11 protein-coding genes are annotated in these 12,406 nt (G+C 34.5%); 6 read left to right on the plus strand and 5 right to left on the minus strand.

The genetic code is table 11. The features are described from left to right. The 5 genes from J1D01_RS16325 to J1D01_RS16345 all read right to left on the minus strand — a co-directional run bounded on the left by J1D01_RS16325 (position 1) and on the right by J1D01_RS16345 (position 4,321). Positions 1-1,395, minus strand: coding sequence for a hypothetical protein (locus tag J1D01_RS16325; protein WP_421151593.1), 1,395 nt, complete (start codon positions 1,393-1,395; stop codon positions 1-3). Positions 1,396-1,723: 328 nt separating this feature from the next. Beyond that, a complete protein-coding gene (locus J1D01_RS16330) occupies positions 1,724-1,918 on the minus strand; it encodes a hypothetical protein (RefSeq protein ID WP_421151594.1) in 195 nt (64 codons plus the stop codon). Between the two features lie 851 nt (positions 1,919-2,769). Beyond that, a complete protein-coding gene (locus tag J1D01_RS16335; protein ID WP_421151595.1) occupies positions 2,770-3,114 on the minus strand; it encodes a hypothetical protein in 345 nt (114 codons plus the stop codon). Between the two features lie 19 nt (positions 3,115-3,133). Then, positions 3,134-3,985, minus strand: a complete 852-nt coding sequence (locus tag J1D01_RS16340) for a HEPN domain-containing protein (RefSeq protein ID WP_421151596.1) — start codon at positions 3,983-3,985, stop codon at positions 3,134-3,136. Between the two features lie 18 nt (positions 3,986-4,003). Then, the gene (locus tag J1D01_RS16345) at positions 4,004-4,321 is read right to left on the minus strand and encodes a hypothetical protein (RefSeq protein ID WP_421151597.1); all 318 of its coding nucleotides are present in this window, start codon (positions 4,319-4,321) and stop codon (positions 4,004-4,006) included. Between the two features lie 164 nt (positions 4,322-4,485). Here J1D01_RS16345 and J1D01_RS16350 point away from each other — a divergent pair, with 164 nt between their 5' ends. The 6 genes from J1D01_RS16350 (at position 4,486) to J1D01_RS16375 (ending at position 12,115) form a co-directional block, all read left to right on the plus strand. Next, the gene (locus tag J1D01_RS16350; protein ID WP_421151598.1) at positions 4,486-4,896 is read left to right on the plus strand and encodes a helix-turn-helix domain-containing protein; all 411 of its coding nucleotides are present in this window, start codon (positions 4,486-4,488) and stop codon (positions 4,894-4,896) included. A gap of 418 nt (positions 4,897-5,314) precedes the next feature. Beyond that, positions 5,315-5,512: a helix-turn-helix domain-containing protein gene (locus J1D01_RS16355; protein ID WP_421151599.1), complete on the plus strand. Its 198-nt coding sequence runs from the start codon at positions 5,315-5,317 to the stop codon at positions 5,510-5,512. Beyond that, complete coding sequence (locus tag J1D01_RS16360; protein ID WP_421151600.1) at positions 5,513-6,481, plus strand: 5'-nucleotidase; 969 nt, start codon at positions 5,513-5,515, stop codon at positions 6,479-6,481. A 1-nt stretch (position 6,482) separates the two neighbouring features. Beyond that, a complete protein-coding gene (locus tag J1D01_RS16365) occupies positions 6,483-8,264 on the plus strand; it encodes a site-specific DNA-methyltransferase (RefSeq protein WP_421151601.1) in 1,782 nt (593 codons plus the stop codon). Positions 8,265-8,267: 3 nt separating this feature from the next. Then, complete coding sequence (locus tag J1D01_RS16370) at positions 8,268-9,332, plus strand: Fic family protein (RefSeq protein WP_421151602.1); 1,065 nt, start codon at positions 8,268-8,270, stop codon at positions 9,330-9,332. 143 nt (positions 9,333-9,475) lie between these two features. Continuing rightward, entirely contained in the window at positions 9,476-12,115 is a 2,640-nt protein-coding gene (locus J1D01_RS16375; protein ID WP_421151603.1) for a DEAD/DEAH box helicase, read from the plus strand. Positions 12,116-12,406: the final 291 nt, after the last annotated feature.

Raw genomic sequence — 12,406 nt, forward strand, 5'->3', positions numbered from 1 at the left:
TTAATTACAAATTTGAATATTAGTTTCTACAATACTACGTAAGTTATAATATTGGGTGTCTTCTGCTTCTGTAAGTCTTTTAGCAGTATATCCAGCATCTCTTAAACCCTCCCAACCATAAGCCATATAATAATCCAGAGTATATCTATTACTGTCTAATTTCTGTATAGCACTCGCTATTGGTTTTACATAATTTTCAACCATATAGGCATGGTGTGCATCATTTTTCCAATTATAATCTGCATCTTGGCTGTTTTCAGCCCATTCTTTATAATATGCATATAGTTGGAATAATCGGGGTCGATTATTTGGGTCAACACCAGATTCATACCTGCTAACAAATCTATGGATTTCAGCATGTATTGATTCATGTAAGATTAATGCGGCAATACTTAAAGCACTTTGATTAACATCTTCTATAGTAATAACAATATTATTAACGTCGCTAGCATCTGTGCAGGCATCATTAGTTGTAGTACAATTTCCATTTTGCAAAATTAAGTTATACTTAGGGTCATCAATGAATTCACCAATTGTTTTTTTGAATAAATTATTATTTGTTTCTTTTAGATTATCATAGACGCATTTAGCTTTTCCTGTTAGCTCATTTATGACTTGGTCGTCCTCTTCAGTACTCCCACCGCCTCCGTATTCCTCATCATCGCAAATTCCGTTCCAGTTTTCATCAATACAATCAATTGTTTCATCCTCATCGCAAATTCCATTCCAATTATAGTCAGCACAACCGACCTCTTCATCTTCGTCACAAATTCCATTGTAGTTATCGTCTTGACAACCATTAGGAACGTTAATTATCACTTCGTCCAATTCCTCGTTACATCCTAGTGGTTCTATGCTATAAAAATAGTATTCCAACTCGTCTAAAGTACCATCACTATTAGTATCATATTCAAAAAAATGGCATTTTAAACCTTCATAACTCTCAGATTCCTCATAACTTATAAAACCATCCCCATCACTATCTAGTTCTTCAAAGAAAACTATAGTTTCATATTTTGCATAAAAATTGTTGTTCTTGAGGTACTTTTTTTGCTCGTTTTCCTTGTTTATTAGTGCAAACTTAGTTTGCTTCTTAATTGTATCAGTGCCTTTGGGACGAAACACTTTAGTGTAAATATAGCTTTTGGATTCTTTGGATTTAAATGAGCTTACTAAATTTCCTTTTATAGTATAATTAACTGTTGTTGTTATAGTAGTATTATTACTTTGTTTTTTATCGTAAAAAGAATAAAAAGCACGAAATGAATTACCTTTTATTGTGGCTTTCAATTTAACTTTGGAATATTTGCTTCCAAGTTCCAAAGGAACATAAACAATAGATTCGTCTTCATAGTCATATACAGTAGCATTTTCCCATTCGATAAAATTTGTCAAATCAGAATTTCCAGTTATTTCTATGTAGTTTTTTAGTTCTTGAAGGTTGTTATTAGTTTCTAGTAGAACGTTATTTTTTTCACAGCTTGTCAGCAAAAAAGAAATCTCAAAGATTAAGATTCCAAGTTTAAGATAATTTTTCAGTTTTTGCTTTTTCATGTGTTTCATTGTTTAAAATTAGTTAAAAAGTTTCTAAGTGGATATATTGTACTTAAATGGTGATTTTTTTCGTTTTTTTTTTTTTTTTTGTATTGTTAAATGAACTTCGGTTGATTTTCTAAAATCTATGCTGAAATGTGTTCTTAGTGTGCTATTTTTTTGTGCTAATTCAGTGTTTATGATGGTTTGCTTTAATCCATATAAGAGCTCCTATGCAAAGGATGGTAACATCTACAGACAAACTTACCGAGCCTGCTGATTGGTCTTTTGGGATCTCCCCATCAATAGCATTACCTATTTGGGTTTGCCCAAATAAAACTGTAGTAGATGCTGCCAAAATTAAAAAAAACGTAATTTTTTTCATAATAAATAAAGTTTATTAAATACTGTTTTATGGATACCTTTTGTTAATTAAGAACATATATCCATCCGGGAAATTAGGGCAATTGTTTCTATAGTTGTTAGTCTACTGTAATAACTATGCTTGTTTTTGTTGTAACTGTATGTGTTTTTGTTGTGACCTAGCTTTTTAATTACGCCACCAGCACTTTAACGATTCTATTGTATTTATAACCTGTAACAATTACAATTAAAAACAAGTCCTATAAGGTGATACTTACAACAATAGAGCTTATAAGCACAAAACACTTGTCCTTGAATCTTTGTTAGCGTATAATTCACCCCTATCCGTTTGGTCACAGCTAATAATTATTGAGCGTTTTTCCCCTATAGAAAGTTACTCATTACAAGCACTGACTATTATAAAAAGTTCTCTATACAAAGTATATTTGCTAATCTAAGGGAAGAGCAAGAGGGTAACACGCTGCGCGATGTTACATTTTCATGTTCCTCCGGAACACCAGTGAAATAAGGCAGTTTAAAAGGTTGTCCGCTTTTTAGTTTTGTTTTCAATGAAGAATTTGCAGCAAATATTGTGGAAAGCCCTATTAAAAGGTTCTTTTTTGCAGCAAAGAACCACAGAAAAACGTTCTTAACCTATCAATAGATACATTTTATGTATGGATGTCTAGTTAAATACAAGATTATTTTTTAGTTCAAAATTATAATTTGTAACTTAAATTTCCTTTCAATGCACTCCCGTCGTTTAGGTGAGAAGTGCATTGAAAGGAAATTCATTATTAAGCCTAAAAAATAATTGATTGGATTGGTATTGTTAAGTCGATGTAGAACTTTTGTTTATATCAAAATAGTACCTCATGAAGTCTTTTTAAGTTCTGAGAGTTGTTCTGTTACTTTATCTAAAAAACACATTTGGCTATCAGGCAATATGTCTAAAACCATTTCCAGTACGCGACAAATACTATCCTCTTTGGTTATGTGTTTATTGCTAGGGGATAGTAACATGCCATTGCCATCTAGTGCAAAAACACAAACCTCTAATAAACTGGCGATATTAAGTATCAGACCATTATTATCGCTTACGTTAAAACATACCTTGTAGGTTTCCATATCTCTTATTTTTTCAGGGCATAGCAAGCCTTCTAAATTTTTGTGAAGTTTCTGAATGTTTTTGAGTGCTCTTTTTTTCTTCTTTTTCATCTGTTAATTTTTTTTGTTTTTAAAGTTTCATCCCATTATTGCCTGTGACTGCAATTCGTTGTCTGCATTGGTTAAGATGTTTTCTGTACAATGCTTCTACCTCATTGATAAAACCATTAAATTCAGAACGTATACTGTGAATCTGTGCTTCACTTATTTGATATTCATCACCATACCGTGCCACACTATAGGCATGTTCTAAAAGAAGTAGCAATTCATTATTGTCTTGTTTTGAATCTTTTAAAAAGGGTTTAAGTTTGGGAAAGTAGGGCTCACAATATTTTATATGACTGATGATACTATGGGTGATTTTACTTTTACCTATGCACATCTGCTCTATAAACCGAAAGCTGAGTTCAAAGGCCTGATGTAAATTGAAAGCGGCAATGCCTAATTGTTTTTCGGTTATAAGTCGGTCAGCAGTTTTATTAAAGGCAGCTATTTTACGCATTTCTAGACTAAAGTACCTAACTGTTCTTTTAAGTAGTTTATTTACAGGTAAGCTTTGGTAATCTAGAGTGGTCTCCCCTTCTGAATTTGCGTATACGATAAAGCCTAAACAGCAATGCTCAACAAAATAAAGACTGCCTCGCTCCAAAGCTGTTTCCGAGGTAGCTTCTGTATATATCCGTATTTTAAAATAAGGGTATTCCTTTTCTATTTTAGCAATAATATTTATCACTTCATTGGGGATAGGGTCTATATTAGCATCAACAAATGCCGTGATAAAATAATAGGGATTTCCTCCTTCGTTTTGAAGTTCTGATAAAAATATAGTATCAAGAGTTAGCATATTGAGTATGCTATCTAGTAAGGCTGATAGTTTTTCTTCCTGATCAAAATGCTCTGGGATGTTAACGTAATTGTTCATGATTATAAGTTTTAAGTGTTACCATTGATTTATTAGTTGATGAATCTTAGCTTTGGGTATGCTTCTTTTTACTAGTTCTTTAAACCTCATGCGTTCCCAAACAAGACCTTCGTTTAACCTTAAGACTTCTTTAAAGCAGTTTATTTTAGAGATTACATATGGAACTAGGTTAAAAGGAATCTCAATTTCACAGATGTCATTATGTTTCTTGTCAATCCTAAGTATCGTATACCTCGTATTAGCATAATCATTTGAAAATATTGGCCATTCAAAATATTTTATGATAGCAATGGGCTCTTGGCTATTGATGATTTTTTTTAGAAGTTTAGAATCCATTTTATTATGCTTTTGGTTCTTATAAAGGAACTATTGAATTTTGGTGTACCGAACCAAAGGAGCTTGTACTTTACAAATTAAATCTTGTATTTTACCAATAATATTTAAGAAAATTCAACTAACTTTACTTACAGAATAAATGTAAATTGTATTATATTTGAACTATGAGTACAGCAACAAAACCAAATCATATAGGCAGAAAGATTAGTCGAATCAGGGAATTACGTGGAATGAAGCAAGAAGCTCTTGCTATGGAACTTGGCATTAGCCAGCAGAGTGTTTCTTTAATAGAACAAAGCGAAACTATTGAAGATGATAAACTGGAGGAAGTAGCAAAAGCTTTAGGGGTAACTAAAGAAGCAATAGAAAATTTTTCAGAGGAATCCGTTCTTAATATAATGTCTAATTCTTTTCATGACAACTCAGTTTTAAATGGGGTTTTATACAACCCAACATTTAATCCAATCGATAAAATTATGGAGTTGGTTGATGAAAATAAGAAACTCTATCAAGAGTTGTTAAAAGCTGAGAAGGAAAAAAATGCTTATTTAGAGAAACTATTAAATAAAAAATAATTTTTCTTTGTTAATAGAGAATTTAAAGTGTTAAAAACCATAAGTGATTTCACCTAAAGACGAATTGTTTATGGGTTTAAAATTTTATACAAGAAATAACCCCTTTGCAACTATCTACAGCAAAGTAAGATGTTTTTACAAAGGCAATAATACATCTTAAATTGCTATTCAAAATATCCTTCGGAATTTATTTTAATCTACTTAGGGTTTCCCAATAAGCCATTTTGCTGTAAAATAAAAATGAGTTAATTTACATTTTTCACACAGTTTTCTGAGATAATTAAGCTATATATACTATTTTAGATACTTAAAAATGGAATAAGCGAAGCGAAATCAAAAAGACTTACGAACACCTATAAAAATTAATTGTGCGTGAGTATTCAATGAGCCAATTAAAAAATAAACAAGACCGAATGAAATGAACAGAATTAAAGAAGTGTTGGAACAGAAAGGAATTAAGCAGACTTGGTTGGCTGAGAAGCTTGGAAAAAGCTACAATATGGTAAACGCTTATGCTCAAAACCGACAACAACCGCGTTTGGAGACCTTAATGGAGATAGCGGAAATTTTAAATGTGGACGTGAAGGAATTGATAATATCAAACAAGGAAAAATAGATGCCAGTAGACTTTTCAAAAATATTAGTGGTAGGTGTTTCTTCGAGAGCACTTTTTAATCTCGAAGAAGAAGAGCAAATTTTTAGAGAAAAAAATATTCGGGGATTTCGGGAGTACCAATTAGCTAATGAAGACAAGCTACTCGAAAAAGGAACGGCATTCCCTTTGGTTGAAGCATTATTAAAACTGAATACACACGTTGACAAGAAATCTCCAATTGTAGAGGTGGTCATTATGTCAAAAAATAGTCCTGAAACAGGCGTAAGAGTTTTAAAGGCTATTGAACATTACAAACTTCCAATTACAAGATGGGCGTTCGCAGCAGGTGAACCTTTAGCTCCATTTATAAAAGCATTTAACGTTGATTTGTTTCTTTCAAAAGACGAAAAAGATGTTCAAAAGATTATAGACACATCAGATTGTGCAACTGCTTTGATTTATGATCCCCCAGAAAACTTTAAACCTGAAACAGACCGCGTAAAATTTGCTTTTGATGCAGATGTGGTTGTGTTCTCGGAAGAATCTGAACAAATCTACAAAGAACAAGGCATAGAAGCATTTCACAAGCACGAAAAGGAAAACGAGGATGTTGCTTTGAATGATGGACCGTTTGCGGCATTATTGAGAAAATTATCTTATATCCAAGATTTTTTGCCAGTTGAAAAAGAACTGTCCCCTTTAAGAATTGCAATAGTTACTGCAAGAAACTCACCCAGCCATATGAGAGTGATAAAGACCTTCCGTAAATGGAATGTATATGTAGATGAAGCTTATTTTATGGGTGGTTGGCCTAAAGCACCAGTTTTAGAAGCTATCGGAACACACATCTTCTTTGATGATCAAGACAGCCATTTAAGCGATTCTAAAACAAAAGTTCCTTGTGGTAAAGTATTGTATAAAACGAACTCCATTCTCAAAAACTATGAGAAGGAAATTATTGTTGAACCCAAGAAAGTAAAAGAGAAATAATATGCCAACACTCCATTGGATAGGAAAAGAAAAAGTGGTGAGCCACCACCAAGATGTGCCATACCGAGTATTGGAACACAAATACGGATTTACAGCCGACAATGGCGAACAAACTGAACCAACCAACAGCGGAAACAAAATCATACACGGAGACAACCTGGAAGCCCTCAAAAGCCTGCTGCCCGAATACGAAGGAAAAATAAAGTGCATTTACATAGACCCACCTTACAATACAGGGAACGAAGGTTGGACTTACAATGACAATGTAAACCACCCAAAGATAAAAAAATGGTTAGATGAAACTTTAAAAGCCAAAGAACAAGATAGAGTAGCTGCAATTGGAGTTGACGACCTAACAAGACACGACAAATGGTTGTGTATGATGTATCCAAGACTTCAATTATTACATAGACTGCTTTCTAAAGATGGGGTGATTTTTATATCCATCAATTTTCCAGATGAGCATCATCATCTAAAATGTATTTGTAACGAGATTTTTGGTGAAAATAATTATTTAGGAGACTTAACTTGGGAATCGACTACACAACCAATTAATTCAGGTTCAGCAAGGTTCAATCTTCAACAAAAGACAGAACCAATTTTATTCTATTGCAAAAACAAAAAATTTCAAAACGGATTTATCCTTGAAGAAATAGAATCAGGATTAAAGTACCCTCATCAGGGTAAATTGGGTAAATGCCGTTTTGAAATAATCGAAAAGTCTGATGCGGGTGATTATCAAAGAGACACAATGAAATTTCCAATCTTAGGTCAGTTACCAAGAGAAGGAAAACGATGGCAAATTGGAGAAGATACTGCTAAAGACTTGGTAAGTCGAGATAGATTGGAAATCGTAGATGGTATGATTAAAAAAGCAGTATACCCAGAAGATGAATTAGACAAAAAGAAATTTTATCCGTTTTGGTCACACTTCAGTGCTGCCGATGTTGGGTCAGCTCTGCTTGGAAAAGATATTTTAAATGAAGTTATGGGTAGAGCAATTGGTTTTGATACAGTTAAACCACCAAAATTAATTGAAGAACTAATATCTCATTTTTCACCTGACTCTATTATTCTTGATTCTTTCGCAGGTTCAGGCACAACAGCACACGCAGTTCTAAACTTAAACAAGCAAGACGGTGGCAATCGCAAATTCATTTTGGTAGAAATGGAAGATTATTCAGAAGAGATTACCGCACAAAGAGTAAAACGAGTAATGAATGGTTATGACTTCCAAGGAAAGAAAAAGGAAATCTATAAAAGCTATTCTGTTAATGTTACGAATTTGAAAAAATCTGATAAAATACTTGAAGAATATGAAAACCTAAAAAAAGATGACTCATATTCAAACGTATCTATTGAATCCAAAAACGGAAACATTTCAATTATTACAGAAAAAGAAGTAACGGGTAAAACAGAAGGTCTTGGCGGGGCATTTGACTTTTACGAACTCGGTTTACCGCTCTTTGACGAAAACCAAAACTTAAATGAAGAAGTGGGCTTGCCAAAAATTAGAGAATACATTTGGTTTTCAGAAACACGCACCTCGTTTACAGAACCCGATGCTGAGAAATACTTTTTAGGTAAAAAAGAAGACTCTGTGTACTATTTCATTTACGAGAAAGACCAATTAACCACCTTGGATTATGATGCATTGGAGCTCATAAAAACCAAAGGCGAGCAATACATCATTTATGCCGACAATTGCTTGTTGCCAAAAGATTTTATGGCAAAGCACAACATCATTTTCAAGAAGATTCCAAGAGACATCACAAGATTTTAAGCTATGGATGAAATAAAAATACAAAACCTGCCACCAAGTGTTGATTGTGAGTCTGTAGCTATTTTAAAACAGCTTAACAAAGCTTCACGCGCTTTAGGCCAATTAAAAGGAGAGGTTTCTAAAATACCTAACTCCCAAATATTGCTCGATACACTTACTCTACAGGAAGCAAAAGACAGTAACGAGATTGAGAATATTGTTACAACGGATGATGAAATGTACCAAGCCAGTATTGACGAAACGGTAGCTTCGGTAACGGCAAAAGAAGCTCTCAATTACTCAAATGCGATAAAATTGGGATTGGATATTGTTCGTAAGAAAGGTTTGTTGACCATTAACGACATTTCCCGAATTCAGCATATCATTTCGCCCAATCACCCCATTCGGAAAATTCCAGGAACGGTTTTAAAAAATCCAAGAACTCAAGAAGTAGTTTATACGCCACCACAACATTACGATGAAATAAAGAGTTTGCTCGATAATTTAGAACGTTATATCAACGTACCAGAGTTTCACGACACCGATGCATTGATAAAAATGCCCATCATCCATTTTCAGTTTGAGAGCATTCACCCTTATTTAGATGGTAACGGAAGAACTGGCCGCTTGCTGAATATCCTGTATCTGGTACAGCAAGGTTTATTGGATATTCCTGTGCTCTACCTGAGTAGCTACATCATAAAAAACAAAAGCGATTATTACCGCCTGTTGCAGGAAGTACGAACCAAAGGCAGTTGGGAAGAATGGATTATATGGATGCTAAAAGGGGTGGAAATTACCGCCAAAGAAACCATTGTGGTGGTTAATAAGATAAAAGTGCTGATGGACGGCTATAAAAAGGAAATACGTGACAACTATAGTTTTTACAGCCACGATTTAATCAACATCCTTTTTAAACACCCTTATACCAAGAACAGCTTTTTGGAACGGGAATTAAATATACATCGAAATACAGCAAGTAGTTATTTGAATACGCTGGCTGATGCAGGGCTGCTTACCAAAGTAAAAGTGGGCAACAGAAACTATTACTTGAATGAACCACTACTCAAAGTTTTAAAAGAAAGATGATAGGTGAATCAAAGTATGCACAAGAAATATCGTTTTGTTGTGCAAAGAATCAAAGTATGCACAAGAAATGGCGTTTTGTTGTGCAAAGAAATAGGGTGTGCACAAGAAATGGCAGCTTATTGTGCACGTTAAAATAGTAGAATATGGAATTAAAAAGTTATCAACAAAAGGTCATCGAAGACCTTGAAGAATACTTGAACTATGTTCAGGAATACAAGGATTTACGCAAAGCCTTCAACCAATATTGGGAAGACAAGATTGGTCCGTACAACCCATTGGATGGAACAGGGATGCAACCCTATAAAAACAACATCCCGAATGCAGCCCACGTATGCGTTAAGGTACCGACCGCAGGAGGTAAAACCTTTATAGCGGTCAATGCCTTACATTCCATTTTTCAGGCTTACGATTCCAGCAAACCGAAAGTAGTTATTTGGCTGGTACCGTGGAGTAACCTATTGCAGCAGACCGTAGATGCACTTTCCAATCCCGAACATCCATACCGGCAAAAACTTAATGCCCTTTTTAACCACCGGGTAGAAGTGTATCAAAAAGAAGATTTGTTACAAGGCTCCAACTTTAACCCAACAGTGGTAAAAGACCAGTTGAGCATTTTTGTAGTGAGCTTTGCCAGTTTACGGGCAAGAAAGAAGGAAGATCGAAAGGTTTATCAAGAAAACGGACAGCTTGATTCTTTTGTCTCCCAGTTTAAGAACGATGAACATATTTTAGAAGGTATAGACGACACGGCATTAATCAATGTTTTGCGTTATCTCAACCCCGTTTTGGTAGTGGACGAAAGCCACAATGCCGAAAGTGAATTGAGTGTGGACATGCTCAAGAACCTAAATCCATCCTTTATTTTAGATTTAACGGCAACACCTAAAGAAAATAGCAATATTGTAAGCCTTGTCCCGGCCATAGAATTAAAAAAGGAACACATGGTGAAACTTCCCGTAATCGTGTATAACAACCACGACAAAACGGAAGTCATCAATAATGCCTTGCACTTACAGCGCAAATTGGAGAATTTGGCGAAACAGCAAGAGGTCGACGGCGGTAAATACATTAGGCCCATAGTTTTGTTCCAGGCACAACCCAAGACAAAAAATGATAATACAACTTTTGAAAAACTAAAAGAGCAGTTACTTGGTTTGGGCATTCCGGAAAATCAAATAAAGATCAAAACCGCCAACATTGACGAGCTAAAAGGCGTGGACCTAATGAGCAAGGAATGTGAAGTCCGCTATATAATAACGATCAACGCCTTGAAAGAAGGTTGGGATTGTCCTTTCGCTTACATCTTAGCTTCCTTGGCAGACAAATCGAGTGCTGTAGATGTAGAACAGATTTTAGGTCGTGTATTGCGTCAGCCATATGTACAAAGACACAAGTCTTTTCAATTAAATCTTTCTTATGTTTTGACGGCTTCTGCCAAATTCAACGAGACTTTGCAAAGCATTGTAAAAGGTTTGCAAGAATCGGGATTCAGCGAAAAAGATTATCGCAAAGTCGATAAGATGACAGAAGAAGAAAAGAAAACGGTTACTGCTGACCCAGTGGAATCTTTCCTTTTCCCTGAACAACAAACGGAACAAGAAGAAGATGAAAACATTGACACCAATCGAGTAACGTTTGACCCAAATGCAGTTGAAGAAGAAACCGAATCTACAACGGTAATTGAAGAAATTGAAGCATTAGCGGAAGAACAGAACCGACAATTAGAAGAACAAATAAAAGAACAGGAACAACAGCCTGTTGACGAAAATATTTTTCAAGAAATGGGTGATAAAGTAAAACGCTACAAGGTCAAAGAAGCCTACAAGGAGTTTATAGACAAAATCGAGTTCCCGCAGTTCTTCATCAAAGTAACTGCAAGCGACATTTTTGGAACAGATGAAGAATTACTGAATAGAGAATCTTTGCTCAAAGACTTCAAGCTATCAGACGAAGACACTAAAATTGACTTTGACAAAATTTCTTCGGACTTATACAAAATTGACTTGGAAGAAGCAAAGAAAAACGAGTATAGACCTTCATTCACAAAGATTGAAGATAATTTGGTGAAAGACCCAATTGCCGAATACATTTTAGCAAAACCAAAGGAAAATCAGATAACCGATATCACACATCAAATGATGCAGATTATCGGAAATATGTACCCAATTCCTGACCAAGAAATCAAGGTTTACATTGGTCGAATTCTCAACAGTATGACTACTGAGCAACTAAGAGATATTTTGGTACGTAAATGGAGCTATACGGACAAAATAAAAACCAAGATTAGACAATTGGCTGATGCGTATGCAGAAGGACGTTTTATGGATTTAATCAAATCGAAAAGAATCAGTACCAAAGGCAATTGGAATTTAAGCAAAGAGATAGTTCCAGGAAATACAGGTTCTTCGATTGGTAACTCACTTTACGAAAAAGAAGGCTCAATGAACAATTTTGAAGAACGAGTAGCAATGGAACTCGGTACATCTTCAAACATTGAATGGTGGCATAGGAATTTAGAACGTGGAAAAGGTTTTTACATCAACGGCTTTAAAGCCAACCACTACCCTGACTTCATTATGCGGACAAAATCGGGAAAAACGATTTTAGTAGAAACGAAAGGCGACCATTTGGATAATGCCGACAGTGCTGCAAAATGCCGACTTGGAAACGAATGGGAAAAGCAAGCAGGCAATGACTTTGCTTACTTTATGATTTTTGACAAGAAAGAAGTGGACGGAGCATATACGTTGGATAAAGCCAAAGAGTTAATAATAGGGATGTGAGATATTAACCTAAATAATGTAGCGAGTTGCTAAACTTTAAGTATCTAAACTAATATGGACTATTAGCATTTAAAAAGATTATAAAAATTCTTGATTATATAGAAACAGGAATCTATTATGAAATGGAAAAACTTGATTTTCTTGGTTAGAAAAGAAGATAAAACAGGTTTTAATTAAATAAAATAAATACTGATTAAGTCCTTCAAAGTTAATATTCAATAATTTTCATACCTTTATAATATCATAGGAGTTCAAATTATATCTCCAAAGTTCTTTTTTTAGTTTTAGTGT

The organism is Seonamhaeicola sp. NFXS20, assembly GCF_049132085.1.
Classification (GTDB): Bacteria; Bacteroidota; Bacteroidia; order Flavobacteriales; family Flavobacteriaceae; genus Seonamhaeicola.